Origin of the sequence: Wolbachia endosymbiont of Chrysomya megacephala (genome assembly GCF_008245065.1) — a bacterium.
GTDB lineage: Bacteria > Pseudomonadota > Alphaproteobacteria > Rickettsiales > Anaplasmataceae > Wolbachia.
On the sequence record NZ_CP021120.1, the window covers coordinates 589,535 to 605,016 of the forward strand.

Genomic DNA, 15,482 nt, shown 5'->3' on the forward strand with positions numbered 1-15,482 from the left:
AAAATTATAGTCAATTTAAAATTTTGAGTATCAGATAGTTATTGACAAGTTATATACTATTAATATATTGGTATATTAAATATTATGATATAATATTTAATAAAGCTAGTTGGTATGTGAGAGTAAAAATTATGGAAACAATATCATTAAACAATCTGGATAGTGAAGCAATAAAAAAAAAATTGCTGAGCATAATAAGTAAAATTATAGGAAAAAATACTTGGACTCAAGCTTGTGCGGCTGAGAAACTTGGTATTGATCAACCAAAGGTGTCACAAATTAAAAGTGGTAAGACAAGTGGTTTTTCTTTAGAGAGACTGTTAGGTTTTTTGAAAAAGCTTGATCATGAAATAACAATTACAATAACAGAAAATCAATCAGTAAAAGCTAAAGAAGAAAAAGTAGAATGTAGAATTGGATCTCAATAGATCTGAAGTTGACATCTTATTTTTTGTGATATAGTATAAAGCTTATCAAGGTGGTATTTTATGGTTGAGTCTATTGTAGAAAAGTGTGTAGAACAGGTACACAACCGTTTTAAATTGGTTCTGCTAGCAAGTCAAAGAACGCATGATTTGAGTACAGGGGCAAGCGATCCCGTTGAAATGGTTAAGTTTAAAGATCATAAGGATACGATAGTTTCTTTATATGAAATAGCAGAAAAGAAGGTGAATACTCATGAGTTGTTTAACCTTTTGGTGAAAAGGTGCAAGGAGCACATGAAAGGAAACACAGATAATACTTATATTAATAGTCCAAGTAAGCTAGCAAATTTGTTAAATTTTTCTGATCATCAACTTAACACAAGTCTGGATGTAAGTCAAGAAAGCCACGATGATGAAATAGATGATCAAGATAGTGGTGAAGAAGTACCGATTTAGAAATCTACAGAGGTTATAATAGTTTATAAATGATTAGTATTGCTATCTATGTGCTTTTGTTCTGTATGAGTGTAATGTTATGTTGTATAGTATTTAGGTCAAGTGACGTTTACAATAAGATTTTAGCATTCAATAATTTATCAACACAATTAGTTTTACTCATAACAGCAATATCGATTGTTCTGAATGATTTTTTTTTAATTGATATAGCATTACTATATGCTAGCATCAGCTTTATATCAACTATAGCGCTAATGAGATTAATGTTGTTTTGATAATTTATGGTAGCATCCATTCTCATATTTTTAGGTGTTTGTTTAATAGTCATTTCAAGCGTAGGAGTAGTAGTATTTCCTGATTTCTATACTAGACTACATGCTGCAGGTATTGCAGATTCTAGTGGCGCAATGTTGTTGTTGATTGGTTTTGCTTGGCAAAATGAATTTTCAATCAATACTATTAAAGTTATATTATTGATTTTTATAATATGGATAGCCAATTCAACTAACAGTTATATTTTAGCGCGTACTTATTATAAAAGTAAAGACTATTAAAGAAGGTTAAGATGCTAGAAATACTGAATCTAATATTACTTTTGCTGTTACTCACGGTTACAGTTTTTATAGTTCTTTCGAAACATTTGGTTGTAAGTGCTGTTCTAATGTGTGTATTTAGTTCACTTATTGCACTTATGTACTTGATTATGAATGCGCCAGATGTTGCAATTACTGAAGCTTCTGTTGGTGCAGGATTGAGCACAGTCTTTACGTTTGCAGCACTCTCTTTGGTAAAGAATTACAAAGCAAATTTATCTCATAGCCCCACAACACTTTTTTTTATGTTATTTTTGACTGCATGTTTATCATACTTTGTGATTCAATTACCAGATTTTGGCAGTCATAATGCTCCAGTTCACTTGCACGTTGCTCCTTATTATGTAGAAAATACTGAAAAAGCTATTGGTATTCCTAATATAGTGACAGCTGTTTTAGCAAGCTTTCGTGGCTATGACACATTTGGAGAAACTATAGTAGTTTTTACTGCTGCACTTTGTATAATGTTAATATTAGAAGAGAAAGAAAGTGATTAAAGATCCGGTATTAAGTGCAGTAACATTTTTGATGATACCTTTTATCATTTTTTTTGGTTTATACATACAGTTTCATGGTGACTATACTCCAGGTGGAGGTTTTCAGGCGGGAATAATTATTGCTTCTGGGATAATATTATATTCTATGTTATTTGATATACCTACAACTTTAAAAGCAATACCTTACTCTATTATCAAATTTACTAACGTACTAGGTATTTTAACCTATGGAGGAGCTGGTATTATAACAGTTTTATTTGGCCAAAATTTTTTATCCTATAGTATATTGTCAGCTGATAGTAGAACAGGTCAAAAATTGGGTATTTTCTTAGTGGAGCTGGGTGTATTGCTTACCGTCTCTTCTTCCATGTTAATCATATATATAAATTTTGCTCGCAAGAAAAAACAATGACTCTATATAATTATGTAGGCATTACTATATTAATGGTGCTAGGTTTCTATATCATTGTAAATGATAAAAACTTAATCAAAAAAATGATGGGATTAAGTGTCTTACAATCATCTGTTTTGTTGTTTTACATATCTTTAGGGTATGTAAAAAATTCTTTACCTCCTATATTGACTTCAAATTTTCACTTATATACCAATCCTATACCTCACGTCTTAATGCTTACTGCTATAGTGGTTGGAATTGCAACATTTTCAGTTGGATTGTCCATATTAGTAAGAATAGAGAGATTAGTTGATTAAGAAGAATGTGAATAAATTGATAGTATCTTAAACTATATGAAGTAGCAAGTAACTATAAATTAAGAATAAAACTATAAGCTTGCTAATTGTAAGTTTATTTGATAAATAAGAAATAAAATTATAAACTGTAAAGGTAATGATGTCAACTATTAATGGTACGGAAGATAGGAAAAAGATCATCAAAGATCTTGTAACCAAAAGTATAAGAAAGGGCGGTTTTATCACTTTTGATGATATAAATGATAAGTTGTCAGATGAAAATTTTTCAACTGATTTTATAGATGATACTATAGCTTTATTGCAAGACTCTGGAATTAACATACTCGAAAGTAGTGAAGATGAGGAAGAAGCTCCTTCTAATAATGATGGTAATAAGCTTGATGATGATGAGACATCGTTGAATACTACTACAACTTTAGTGCAAAACGATGATCCAGTAAGGATTTATTTACAGGATATGAGCTCTGTAAAGCTTTTGTCACGAGCAGATGAAATTAAGATAGCAAAAAAAATTGAATCTGAAAAGCATAACATGTTACGTGCAATAATTGAAACATCAGTGGCATTCAAAATAATCAAAACATGGCGTGATGATTTAAGTGGTGGAACTTTTTTACTGAGAGAAATTATAAATCTGGATGCAATTTATAACTCTGATTTCAATATGGTAGACAAAGAAGAAAGTGAAGCTGAAGATGTTAGAGATTGTGTTAATGATGAGGAAAAAGGTAATGATGAAAAGGGAAATGAGAGTGAAGACATAAGTTCAGCTAACTTAAATATTTCTGTTCTTGAAATGGAAAGTGATTTATTGCCAAAGGTTATCACGGCATTGGATGAGATCATTGCTTTAACAAATGAAGCATTGGTATTGAAAAAAAATTCTAAAGATTTCTCTAATGAGCTAGAAAATTTATATAATCAAATATGGTCTGTAGCATTACAAATTCAGTTTAGTGATGCTGCTATTACCAGAATTACACAAAAACTTTACGAAATAAATAGACTAATCACGTTTGAAGAAGCTAATCTTATTACTGAAGCTAGAAAGTACGATATTGATAGAGAAAGTTTTTATAATGTTTATGATGATGTGCTTTTAGAGCACGAGTTTAGTGAAATAAGTTTTCTCAAGATTAATGAAAATCAATCTCTTTTTACAGGTGAATTAAAAAATAAATTCTTAAGGTTTATAAACGATAGCTATGAGTATATAGCTAGTGCCTTAAGCAATATTAAGAGTTATGTACAAGGAGATAGAGTTCAGGAGTTTAAGAAGGTAATCAAGAGAATACAGAAACATGAACAAGAAGTCTCTCAAGCAAAGCAAGAAATGATTAAGGCTAATTTAAGGCTGGTGGTTTCGATTGCTAAAAAGTATTCAAAAAGAGGCCTTGATCTGCTTGATTTGATACAAGAAGGTAATATTGGTCTTATGAAGGCTGTGGATAAGTTTGATTACAAACGTGGGTATAAATTTTCGACTTATGGTACTTGGTGGGTAAAACAATCAATCACTAGGGCAATACCTGAACAGTCTAAAGTAGTTAGAATACCAGTACATATGGTGGAAATTATCAGTAAAATCAACAAAGCATTAAGAAAGATGACTCATGAAATGGGTAGAGAGCCTACATTAGAGGAATTGAGTATAGAATTGGCGATGCCGCTAGAAAGAATACGCAAAGTTATGAAGATAGCAAGAGATCCGGTAAGTCTTGAAGCTCCAACAGGAAAGGATGATAGTAGTACCTTCGGTGATTGTATAGAAGATAAGCGAGTTTCTAAACCAGAGGATGCTGCAATACTTGCCGACTTGCGTGGTATTACGACCAATGTTCTTGCAACTTTAACACCAAAAGAAGAAAGAATTCTAAGGATGCGCTTTGGCCTTGGTAAAGATGGAAAGGAGCATACCTTAGAAGAAGTAGGAAAAATTTTTAATGTTACACGTGAAAGAATTAGGCAAATAGAGGCAAAAGCACTACGTAAGTTGAAACATCCAAGCCGTGCTAAAAAACTTAGAGGTTTCTTTTAAGGCAGAAGGGCTGCTCAAAAAATAGGTAAAATTCAGCCAAAGTTCTATAATTTCACCCTATTTTTCTTTTTTTATAGGCTTTATAGAGCAGTATGATTAGATATTGAATGTTATGGCAAATAAAAATAATAACTCTAATTCAAAGTGTAAAAATTTTTGTGTTCTGGGTGATAGTTTATCTGATAATGGTGTAATTATTGAAATTTTAATAACTTATCCTTTGTAAGAAACGTGAAACTTAATGCCCCTTTTTATTAAGGAGGATTTTTAGCAATGGCCTTACTGTTGTTGAATATGTATCAAAGTATTTAGGTTTAGAAGAATTTAAGTCATCATGGAGATGCTCATTTTTTGATCGATACTATGAACAGCAAGGTCATAACTATGCGATTTTATATGCAACAGCATCTGAAATTCTTAACCCTATTTTTTCTTATTTCCTCAATAAATTTCGTTTAGTTAATCAGCTAAACGCAGTAATTAAACATCATCCAGACGTAGGTAAAGGAGATTTTATTTTTCATTATAATCGAGGAAATAATATTATGGGTGCCACTGCTTATAACAATGTTAAAGCAGAAAAAGTATTGAAATAAAGCGGTTAGTGAAATATGTAATGCATTTGGTTCTAAATGAATATGGTGTAAAGCATGTGATTGTTGCAAATGTGACTGAGGTTGGTTTGATACTAGCTTTAATAAAGACGAAAAGCAAGAGAGCTGGCTGCAACAGCTTACACAGAGTTTTAATACAAAATTAGCTAATAATTTAGATTATATGAAGAAAGGTGCAGATCTTGAAATAAAAGCATTCGATCTTAACTCTAAAATGAAAAGTATGCTTGGTAAATATAAGAGCAAAGGGTTAAATGATCGAGATGCATACCTATCAAACATCGTAGACCAGTTTAGGGTAGGGTGATTTGGAAAAAGTATAAAGATACTCTTGTTGATATTTAAAGGAAGGCTTGATACTTACTATAATTCTGGATGCAGCACAGAAATACTAAAGGATTATTTCTTTTTTGATTATTTTTATCCAACTGCAGAACCTTGTTGTGAAGTTGGTAATGAAATGTATGAGTTGATAAAAAATTAGATTTCTTTTAAACATCTTTACGGTTTGTAGTAACTATCTGCGTAGCTGAATGGTAAAGGGAGGGGGGTAAACAAAATAATCTAAAATATAGAGAAAATACAACGGTGCTTGATACATACTATTGCGATTTTATCCTCTTTTTGTCATTTTAGTGCTAGAATGACATTCTGCTAGTGAAGTTTATTCTTTGATATATTAACTATAAATATAGAGAAGTCTTACTAAATAAAAAGGTAAAAGGAACCTCTGAGTAGTGAAATTTTGACTCTATATTGCTGTAAGTGGTGCTGTAATAATGTTCTAACAAGCGCGACTTGGCTGAATATAGAAAATTTAAAAAACCGCTATAATTTTATGTAATCTACCAATAAACACCTAAGTTTTTACTAGATTTTGTGATTGATCCTACAGTCAAAAACAAATTTTGAGTCATAAATACTTTTAGTGCCATAATAAAATAGGGAGGTTTGTCAAGTAAAGTTCTTTATTTCATTAGATGCGCTGCCAAATTGTTATGCAAGCAAGTTTTTTAGTTTTCGTATATCCCAAGTAATTCTTGTGCATTGGCCTTGATTAGAGTCGGACATTCTCTATCATTTAATAATGAATGCAATATTTCAATTGCACCTTTAATGTCGTTACTGTGTATCTTTACTATAGCGATAGCTTCTTGGCTTGAATAAGGGTACACTGCATTTGATTCTAAATTACTAATTTTATCTCTATTTGTTTTTTCACCGCTGGAGTGAAGTAAGCTCATTACTTCTAAGTATTGTGCTAACTCACGTAAAACATCAGGAGCATCTTTATCGTCTGCCAAATCATTATAAATAATAGATGCTGTGTCTGTTGGCATTGAATCTGAGATATGATTGAATGCGCGTTCAAAATTTGCTAAATACTCCCAATGTGAATCTATTTCTTCTAGCAGCGACTTATTATCTTTTTTTAAGAATAATACTTCGTAAAACTTGTCACCTGCAGTTATAGATTGTTTTGTGTTATCAATGTTGCGCAATAAGTATAATGTGATGCCAACTAACATTGGCGCAAGTGTAAGCAGAAAGATGTATTTTTTCATGTTAATATTCCAAATAGTTATATATTTATACATTAATGCTTTTGATTTGCAAAAACATATTGACATAGTGATTATATCACATAATAATATCCTTAAAGTTGTTTGAATAGTTGGAGATTAAAATATTTCTAAAGTAGAAATAAAGACAGCAGTATTAAGCTAAATTATTTTTTGTCGGGTTTATCCGATGTACCCTCAACCTTTTATAGGTTGAAGTCTAAATTTGAGAGTTTGATCCTGGCTCAGAATGAACGCTGGCGGCAGGCCTAACACATGCAAGTCGAACGGAGTTATATTGTAGCTTGCTATGGTATAACTTAGTGGCAGACGGGTGAGTAATGTATAGGAATCTACCTAGTAGTACGGAATAATTGTTGGAAACGACAACTAATACCGTATACGCCCTATGGGGGAAAAATTTATTGCTATTAGATGAGCCTATATTAGATTAGCTAGTTGGTGGGGTAATAGCCTACCAAGGTAATGATCTATAGTTGATCTGAGAGGATGATCAGCCACACTGGAACTGAGATACGGTCCAGACTCCTACGGGAGGCAGCAGTGGGGAATATTGGACAATGGGCGAAAGCCTGATCCAGCCATGCCGCATGAGTGAAGAAGGCCTTTGGGTTGTAAAGCTCTTTTAGTGAGGAAGATAATGACGGTACTCACAGAAGAAGTCCTGGCTAACTCCGTGCCAGCAGCCGCGGTAATACGGAGAGGGCTAGCGTTATTCGGAATTATTGGGCGTAAAGGGCGCGTAGGCTGGTTAATAAGTTAAAAGTGAAATCCCGAGGCTTAACCTTGGAATTGCTTTTAAAACTATTAATCTAGAGATTGAAAGAGGATAGAGGAATTCCTGATGTAGAGGTAAAATTCGTAAATATTAGGAGGAACACCAGTGGCGAAGGCGTCTATCTGGTTCAAATCTGACGCTGAAGCGCGAAGGCGTGGGGAGCAAACAGGATTAGATACCCTGGTAGTCCACGCTGTAAACGATGAATGTTAAATATGGGGAGTTTACTTTCTGTATTACAGCTAACGCGTTAAACATTCCGCCTGGGGACTACGGTCGCAAGATTAAAACTCAAAGGAATTGACGGGGACCCGCACAAGCGGTGGAGCATGTGGTTTAATTCGATGCAACGCGAAAAACCTTACCACTTCTTGACATGAAAATCATACCTATTCGAAGGGATAGGGTCGGTTCGGCCGGATTTTACACAAGTGTTGCATGGCTGTCGTCAGCTCGTGTCGTGAGATGTTGGGTTAAGTCCCGCAACGAGCGCAACCCTCATCCTTAGTTGCCATCAGGTAATGCTGAGTACTTTAAGGAAACTGCCAGTGATAAGCTGGAGGAAGGTGGGGATGATGTCAAGTCATCATGGCCTTTATGGAGTGGGCTACACACGTGCTACAATGGTGTCTACAATGGGCTGCAAGGTGCGCAAGCCTAAGCTAATCCCTAAAAGACATCTCAGTTCGGATTGTACTCTGCAACTCGAGTACATGAAGTTGGAATCGCTAGTAATCGTGGATCAGCATGCCACGGTGAATACGTTCTCGGGTCTTGTACACACTGCCCGTCACGCCATGGGAATTGGTTTCACTCGAAGCTAATGGCCTAACCGCAAGGAAGGAGTTATTTAAAGTGGGATCAGTGACTGGGGTGAAGTCGTAACAAGGTAGCAGTAGGGGAATCTGCAGCTGGATTACCTCCTTAGGCTTTGTACGTAATTCACCATTTCAAATAATAGTGTCATTATGTACTATACTGCTGTCTTTACTTCTACTTTATTTTTTAATTTCTCGATAACGAAATTTTATGAGTAACAGGCCTCTTTCCCCACATTTACAAATATATAAAGTACAAGTTACTAGTTTTTTTTCTATTATGCATAGATTGACTGGTATCTTGCTATTTCTTTTATTAATCATACTTTCTTGGTATTTTATATTATATGTTTACTCCCCTAAGTTAATTATAGTAAGGTGCTTAAATGCATTATTGTTCACTCCTGTTGCTAAATTAGCTTATATCTTATGCTTTGTAAGCTTTATGTATCATTTTCTCAATGGTATTCGTCATTTATTGTGGGATGCTGGGCTTAATTTAGAAATTGCTAGTGTTTTAAAAAGTGCTATATTACTAACAATAATGCTATTTCTTTCTACTATGGCTTTTATATTTATATGAGTCAATCTGTAAATTCAGTACATCATTGGTGGGTTCAGCGTGTTTCTGCGGTAATTTTACTGTTCCTGTTTCCTTGGTTTATCTATTCATTTTCTTGCACATTTTATACTGATAGCTCTTTGTCTTTTAGTGAAAAATTTATTAATCACCCTCTAGAGCTTTTATTTTTTGTTGTATTGTTGTTTTGCATTTTTTGGCACGCAGTTCTTGGAATGCAGGTAGTATGCGAAGATTATATACACAGCGTACCTTTGAGGATTTTTACAATTACATGCATAAAGTACTTATCAAGCATTACTTATATAACCCTCGCTTTTACAATCTTTATCTTCTACAGGCATATTTTCTTGTAAAATCACCGGTGCTGTGTTAATATATTATTAGTGTACTAGTTTTATTATTGAACTATAGCATTATAGCGATTTTGGTTTGACAATATGTTTGAAGCATTAAAAAAGGGAGCAATAGATCTTACACTTAAAGCAAAAGGTCTGCTTACTTCACCTGAATCTCAAGTTTACGTCGAAGACCTTAGAAAGGTAATGATGTATGATGGAAGGAAATGCCAGTATCCAAAAAATTATGATCAAATTGTACAGTCTGCTAAAATCATAGAAAACAGGGATATGCATGGAAATGCTATACTAGATAAAGATAAAAATCCAACCTATAAACTTTTGTATGGTCAAAAAGATGAGAATGGAGAACAACCAAGTTTCAGATTATCTTTAGTTACCAAAGATAAAGATAATGATAGATCTTATTTTACTATCAATTATATAGACAATCAGGGTAAGCAAATTCCGATAAATGAGTTGCATAAGTCATATTTTGAGCCATTAGGCTTTTCGAGAATAGATTTGAAAAAACACGTGCCAATTTTTGAAGCTGAAAAAACTAAGGATCCTCAATATCCATTTGAATTAACTAATTCTTCTGTGCTAACTAAAGAGGTAAAAAATAAAGAAGGTAAAGTTCAGGAAGTTGTTGATGAAAAAGGAAGAAATGGAGAATTATTATACACTAGTGATTACAAGAAGCTAAGCACCCATTTTTCAGAAATTAGAGATCAGAATGGTAATCTAGAGCTAGATAAAAGTCTTATATCTGTTCCTATCGTTTTTGCTACAAGTTTAGCTAAAGTTTGTACTAAATTGTTGACTTCTCTTCCTATAAAGTTAGGGGAGCATTTAATAAGCGAACAAAACCCAATTGCAAAGTCTTTTGGTTATCTTTTATTTACTCCTGCAATGGCAGTAAAAAATTTAGTGGATATGGGAGCTACCATACTTAAGGCTCCAATTTTATTGTTTGTAGCAAATGAGAAAAAATATGGTGATGCTTACTACACCATGTGGAAACACCAACTGAAAGGATGTTTGGAAGAAGCAAAAAGTGACTTTAATGTTATTAAAGGTGAAGAAAGGCTAAAGCCGGATCATGGGAATCGTGATTCACTAGTGGGCACATGGGATGAGCTTAACGCTAGAAGGCCAAAGAAACAAGGGGATGATAAAGAAGTTAGCAAGAGTAATGAAATACTAAAGAGTCCTGAGGAAGAACAAAATAAGGGTAATGAAATATTAAGTGATAAAAGAAAAGGTCATGTTGAGGAATTACAAAATAGAAGAAATTCACAGCAAGGGCAAGGCGCTACACATGATCACTCTCATTAGCAATTACTTTAAATCAACATTTACTTTCTTTATTAACTATTCCACAACAAAAACTTGCATGTATTTTGCCCTCAGTATAAGATATTATTTAATTAATATCTTAACTAAATGCGCCCTGTAATATTGTGTGGTGGTAGTGGTAGCAGACTTTGGCCTTTATCTAAGCCAAAGCAATTTCAGAAAATATTTAGTCAGAATACTATGTTTCACAACACTTTGTTGAGGCTAAAAGGCGATTATATGCCACCCATCATTACCACAAATATACAATATGAGTCATTATTGATGCAGGAATTACATGCATTACAGGAATGTAAAGTAGTTTTTGAACCAGTTAAAATTGGGACAGCGGCAGCAATACTAATTGCTGTGCTTCTCTGCGATAGGAACGAGACAATCTTAGTTCTGCCTTCAGACCATTTTATAGGTGATTTGAATAGTTTTTATGTTTCTATTGAGAAAGCGTCTAAGCTAGCCTCTGAAACTGACTCTATAGTCACTTTTGGGGTAAAGCCTCATGAATTCAATTCTGAATACGGCTATATAAATGCAGTATATGGTCAGAAAGAAAAATGTCATATAGTAAAAGATTTTACAGAAAAACCCGAGCGTAAGGTAAGTAACGATCATTATTGGAACTCTGGAATATTTGTGTTTAGAGCAAAACGCTATATAGATGAGATAAAAAAAATTGCTCCGACTCTCTATAATTTATGTTGTGAAAGTATGAAGCATTTTGTATCACGAGAGAGATTTCTGTATTTAGAACAGCAAAATTGTGCAGGAATGGGTGATACATCTATTGATCACCTAGTGATAGAAAAAGCAGAAAATATTGTAATGATAGAAGCCAATTTCGATTGGATGGATGTTGGCACTTGGGGTTCAGTTTTAGAGTTAAGTAAGAGATTTAATAAGAATTTTGAGTCGTTTCAAGCTGTAATCAAAGGAAGAGAGCCAGTTTTGATGACAGAAAATGATGCAAAAAATTTACTAGATAGAGTTTATAAACGGCCAAGTAAGAGCCTAATGTTGTTCATTAATAAAGTTAAGGAAGTAAAGCCAATAAGGAAAGAGGTTAAGCCATGGGGATTTTATAGTGTAGTTTTAATGGGCAAGGATTTTCTTATAAAATACCTTTTTATAAATCCACTGAGCTGCACTTCTAAGCAATTTCACCACTATAGAGATGAGTACCATATAATACTATCAGGGGTTGGATGCGTGAGTTTAGATGACAAAACATATGCTATAACAAAAAATCATGTAGTAGAGATTCCAAGGAAGGTGTTTCATAAAATTGAGAATAAAAGTACAAGATTTCCTCTTGAGATAGTTGAGTTTCAGGTAGGAAAGTTTTTATCTGATAATGATATAGTAAGATTGGACGATATATATGGAAGGTCTTAATATAGAACATTGAATATATTCTATAAGCTTGCTAAATTTAGACAACCTCATTTGAGGTAAAGGAAAAATTACAGTTATATGAAGCATAAAAAGTATGATATTTAAATCTTAGTATAATGTCTATTGCCTTTGAATTTACTATGGCTATTCGCTATTTGCGAGCAAAGAATTCTAGATTTTGCTCTATAATGGCCTTGTTTTCTATTATTGGTATTGCTCTTGGAGTTGCAACGCTAATAGTAGTAATGTCTGTAATGAATGGGTTCAGAGCAAAGCTGCTCGACTCTGTACTTGGCATTAATGGTCATATTAATGTTTACTTTGATAGAAGCATAAATTCAGATTACCACGCAGTGTTAAAATCTATTGAGAAAATCCCAGGTGTATTAAAAGCTACTTCTATGACCAATGATCAAGTGATCGTTGCAGCAAATAGTGGAATTGTGGGTAGCGTAGTCCGTGGTGTGTCAACTAAAGACTTACTTAATAATACTATCGTTAAGAATAATGTAATTATGGGTAACGTGGAAAAATTCGATGAAGGTATCATAATAGGGGCAAGATTAGCAGAAGCTTTGAATATTGATTATGGTGATAACATTATGCTTATATCACCTGAAGGATTTGATGCACTGTCTGGTGAAATACCAAAAATGAAAGAATATAAAGTTGTAGCAATATTTGATATGGGTATGTTTGAGTACGACAATACCTTAATGTATATGCCCATAAAGTCAGCTAAAGCTTTTTTTAATTATAAAGATAATGTGAGAAATATAGAAGTGTTTGTAGATGATATTGCTATGGCTAATAAGCTAGCAAACGCTATAGCAAAAGAAACAGGAATGAGAGCTGAAAGTTGGCAGTCTCAGCAAAGCCATTATGTTAATGCTTTAAAGACTGAAAGAAATGTGATGTTTTTAATTCTCACTTTAATTATAGTTGTAGCAGCATTTAATATTGTTTCAAATTTGATGATGATAGTGCAAGAAAAGAAATCTGCAATTGCAATTATGCGTACGTTTGGTGCAACAAGCGGAAGCATTATGCGCATATTTTGTGCTTGTGGATTGCTGATTGGTTTTACAGGAACTTGTCTTGGCTCTATTATAGGGGTTGTTTTTTCTCTCAATATTGAAAGTATTAGAGTGTTTTTAGAAAACATTACCAACATCAAACTGTTTGATCCTATGATATACTTTTTTTCAAGTTTGCCAGTGATATTAGTCTCTCAAGATGTGATTAACATTTCTGCACTTGCATTGTTCTTATCATTTTTAGCGACAATTCCTCCTGCATTACAAGCAGCTGCTCAAGATCCTGTGGAGATATTACGTTATGAATGATACTTGGAGAAAATGCATAGGTTGGTTCTTAATTATATTGTTGTTTGTTAGCTATATTACAATAAATAACATAATATTTTTTAAAATAAATCAGCAAGAGAGTGAAAATAGTATAAGTATTGTAACGGAAAAGATAGATGAACTTAAAATGTTGCTTGAAGTTAATCAAATTAAGGTAGAGAAAAAGATATTTGATTTAAAGAGAAATCTGCACACTCAATGTGAGCAAGGTGACGGTAGTTCAAGACATAAGAACCTCGCAAAGTTGCTGCTACTTGTGATTAAGATGAAGAATTCGTTATTGCAAGAAGCCAAGTTTGATAATCATATAAATTCAATAAAGCCTTTGATATCAGAGCTTGACGATCCAGAAATAGAAAATGCAGTCAATGAATTGGAAAATTTGAAAGAGGTAGATACTTTATGCGGGTTGAAATTGTCTTTTGAGAAGAACATGACTGTTATTAACTACAATAAAAGTAACTTGTTTAAAAAAATCATTTCAAATTGGATCAAGATAGATGATCGTAGTGATCCACTCAGGTTAAAGCTTGCGGAAATTGAAGAATTAATAAGCGATAATGATTGGCAGAGCATAGCCACCGCAATAAGTGACTTAACATACCCAGAATTCAAACCATGGCTTAATAAATTGAATGATTTTATTGTAGCTTTCAAGAATACTTCAATAATATATCGTCACTTATTACAATACATCTCATGATTTATTTTATAATTTTTGCTTTTTCGTTTTTATTTGGCATATGGATCAAGGTAAGTGGTGAAGTAATAAAATTGGAATTAGGCAATTACACTATAAGTATTGATCTATATTTCGTTATTCTTGCTTGCGTAGTCTTATTATTTTTATTGATTGCAGTTGCACGTTTTTGTTCTTCTATTTCATCAACATTTGCTAACATAAAAAATAGAAGAAGAAGTAGGGAAGAATTGCTTCTCTTTGAAGCTTTCTTTAGCTTAGATTTAGGTAATATAGAGAACACCAATAAGCTAATTAAAAATCTAAATGAAGAAAGTGATAAATTATCTTTAGTAAAGCTCTTTAATTCAGGTAAAACGGGAAATTACAGCTTTTTCAGCCATAATTTAACGAGTATTGCAAGTAAAAATCGCAACTTAGCTCTACTTCTGATCAATAAACTGATTATTCACCTAAAGAAAGAAAGGTTAGTCTTTCAAAAATTTATAGAATATTGCTCTAGTTCAATTAATGATAAAATTTTGTCTATTCCCTTTCAAATAGAGCATTGTATATTGCAAGAAGATTGGATAAATGCAATTTCAAAGTTAAAGGAAGCTATCAAATTCAATATTTTTCTTCCCTTTGATCGTAAAAAGATGTTAGCGGTTTTTTATTGCGCTTTAGCAAAGCAATACGAAAGTAAAGGAAGTTTTTGCAAAGCTATAGATTATTTAGCTAAAGCACAAAGTTATTATGCAACTTTTCAGCCCATCAATTATTTAAAGGCAGAATTATATATCAAGCTTGAAAAAATCAGAAAAGCTTCCACAGTATTAGAGGAAGAGTATAGAGTAAATCCTACTCCTCAATCAGCTAGAATGTATATCAAGTTAAATAATAAAGGCGCTGAAAGACTATATAACTTACGCCCTGATTATTATTTTAGTTATTGCTTGCTTGCTTTGTCTTCAATTAGCTTAGGGAAATATGATCTTGCAAGTCAGCATTTAGATATTGCTATGAAAAAAGCTAATTACATATCAATCTACCTTGTTATGGTACAGCTCAAGATTATGCTACAAGAGTATGATCAAGCAATTTACTGGCTAAATAAGATGAACTCAGAAGCTGTGCCTGATCCAGGTTGGAAATGTGTTGATTGTAATAAAGAGCTAAAGCAATGGGATTATAAGTGCTCAAGTTGCAATAGTCTTAATTGTATTTACCTTATATTATAAGACTCCATAAGGT

At 33.0% G+C, this 15,482-nt stretch carries 18 protein-coding genes and 1 rRNA gene; 18 read left to right on the top strand and 1 reads right to left on the bottom strand.

Translation table 11 applies throughout. The features are described from left to right. The first annotated feature begins 131 nt into the window (after positions 1 to 131). The 10 genes from CAI20_RS02815 to CAI20_RS02865 all read left to right on the top strand — a co-directional run bounded on the left by CAI20_RS02815 (position 132) and on the right by CAI20_RS02865 (position 5,818). Positions 132 to 428, top strand: coding sequence for a helix-turn-helix domain-containing protein (locus tag CAI20_RS02815; protein ID WP_064085421.1), 297 nt, complete (start codon positions 132 to 134; stop codon positions 426 to 428). A gap of 60 nt (positions 429 to 488) precedes the next feature. Continuing rightward, positions 489 to 881 carry a DNA-directed RNA polymerase subunit omega gene (gene rpoZ, locus CAI20_RS02820; protein ID WP_007302435.1) on the top strand — a complete coding sequence of 131 codons (393 nt, stop codon included), beginning with the start codon at positions 489 to 491 and terminating at the stop codon, positions 879 to 881. Between the two features lie 29 nt (positions 882 to 910). Further along, complete coding sequence (locus CAI20_RS02825; RefSeq protein WP_012481980.1) at positions 911 to 1,156, top strand: monovalent cation/H+ antiporter complex subunit F; 246 nt, start codon at positions 911 to 913, stop codon at positions 1,154 to 1,156. A gap of 6 nt (positions 1,157 to 1,162) precedes the next feature. After that, positions 1,163 to 1,435: a monovalent cation/H(+) antiporter subunit G gene (mnhG, locus tag CAI20_RS02830; protein ID WP_012481981.1), complete on the top strand. Its 273-nt coding sequence runs from the start codon at positions 1,163 to 1,165 to the stop codon at positions 1,433 to 1,435. A gap of 11 nt (positions 1,436 to 1,446) precedes the next feature. Further along, positions 1,447 to 1,971, top strand: a complete 525-nt coding sequence (locus CAI20_RS02835; RefSeq protein WP_149168775.1) for a DUF4040 domain-containing protein — start codon at positions 1,447 to 1,449, stop codon at positions 1,969 to 1,971. After that, complete coding sequence (locus CAI20_RS02840; protein WP_007302439.1) at positions 1,964 to 2,383, top strand: Na(+)/H(+) antiporter subunit B; 420 nt, start codon at positions 1,964 to 1,966, stop codon at positions 2,381 to 2,383. The genes CAI20_RS02835 and CAI20_RS02840 overlap by 8 nt, the downstream gene beginning before the upstream one ends. Continuing rightward, positions 2,380 to 2,682 (top strand): cation:proton antiporter subunit C, encoded by a 303-nt coding sequence (locus tag CAI20_RS02845; RefSeq protein ID WP_012481982.1) that lies wholly within the window; start codon positions 2,380 to 2,382, stop codon positions 2,680 to 2,682. Before CAI20_RS02840 ends, CAI20_RS02845 begins: the two co-directional genes overlap by 4 nt. Positions 2,683 to 2,821: 139 nt before the next feature. After that, positions 2,822 to 4,720: an RNA polymerase sigma factor RpoD gene (gene rpoD, locus CAI20_RS02850; protein WP_007302441.1), complete on the top strand. Its 1,899-nt coding sequence runs from the start codon at positions 2,822 to 2,824 to the stop codon at positions 4,718 to 4,720. A 777-nt stretch (positions 4,721 to 5,497) separates the two neighbouring features. Next, positions 5,498 to 5,641, top strand: a complete 144-nt coding sequence (locus CAI20_RS02860; protein ID WP_007302443.1) for a hypothetical protein — start codon at positions 5,498 to 5,500, stop codon at positions 5,639 to 5,641. Positions 5,642 to 5,665: 24 nt separating this feature from the next. Beyond that, positions 5,666 to 5,818 (top strand): hypothetical protein, encoded by a 153-nt coding sequence (locus CAI20_RS02865; protein WP_007302444.1) that lies wholly within the window; start codon positions 5,666 to 5,668, stop codon positions 5,816 to 5,818. 529 nt (positions 5,819 to 6,347) lie between these two features. On the opposite strand, the gene CAI20_RS02870 is transcribed toward CAI20_RS02865, so the two are convergent. Further along, positions 6,348 to 6,965: a hypothetical protein gene (locus tag CAI20_RS02870; protein WP_149168776.1), complete on the bottom strand. Its 618-nt coding sequence runs from the start codon at positions 6,963 to 6,965 to the stop codon at positions 6,348 to 6,350. 153 nt (positions 6,966 to 7,118) lie between these two features. Between CAI20_RS02870 and CAI20_RS02875 the strand changes: the two genes are divergently transcribed. From CAI20_RS02875 to CAI20_RS02910, 8 genes are all read left to right on the top strand, one after another. After that, a 16S ribosomal RNA gene (locus CAI20_RS02875) occupies positions 7,119 to 8,622 on the top strand. A 102-nt stretch (positions 8,623 to 8,724) separates the two neighbouring features. Beyond that, entirely contained in the window at positions 8,725 to 9,096 is a 372-nt protein-coding gene (sdhC, locus tag CAI20_RS02880; RefSeq protein ID WP_012481985.1) for a succinate dehydrogenase, cytochrome b556 subunit, read from the top strand. Next, on the top strand, positions 9,093 to 9,449 hold the full coding sequence (gene sdhD / locus CAI20_RS02885; protein ID WP_026097264.1) for a succinate dehydrogenase, hydrophobic membrane anchor protein: 357 nt from the start codon (positions 9,093 to 9,095) through the stop codon (positions 9,447 to 9,449). The genes sdhC and sdhD overlap by 4 nt, the downstream gene beginning before the upstream one ends. An 84-nt stretch (positions 9,450 to 9,533) precedes the next feature. Continuing rightward, on the top strand, positions 9,534 to 10,772 hold the full coding sequence (locus tag CAI20_RS02890; protein ID WP_149168777.1) for a hypothetical protein: 1,239 nt from the start codon (positions 9,534 to 9,536) through the stop codon (positions 10,770 to 10,772). Between the two features lie 108 nt (positions 10,773 to 10,880). Further along, on the top strand, positions 10,881 to 12,182 hold the full coding sequence (locus CAI20_RS02895) for a sugar phosphate nucleotidyltransferase (RefSeq protein WP_149168778.1): 1,302 nt from the start codon (positions 10,881 to 10,883) through the stop codon (positions 12,180 to 12,182). 116 nt (positions 12,183 to 12,298) lie between these two features. Continuing rightward, positions 12,299 to 13,528, top strand: a complete 1,230-nt coding sequence (locus tag CAI20_RS02900) for a lipoprotein-releasing ABC transporter permease subunit (protein ID WP_007302450.1) — start codon at positions 12,299 to 12,301, stop codon at positions 13,526 to 13,528. Then, positions 13,521 to 14,252, top strand: coding sequence for a hypothetical protein (locus CAI20_RS02905; protein WP_007302451.1), 732 nt, complete (start codon positions 13,521 to 13,523; stop codon positions 14,250 to 14,252). Before CAI20_RS02900 ends, CAI20_RS02905 begins: the two co-directional genes overlap by 8 nt. Continuing rightward, entirely contained in the window at positions 14,249 to 15,469 is a 1,221-nt protein-coding gene (locus CAI20_RS02910; RefSeq protein WP_019078604.1) for a tetratricopeptide repeat protein, read from the top strand. Before CAI20_RS02905 ends, CAI20_RS02910 begins: the two co-directional genes overlap by 4 nt. Positions 15,470 to 15,482 lie beyond the last annotated feature (13 nt).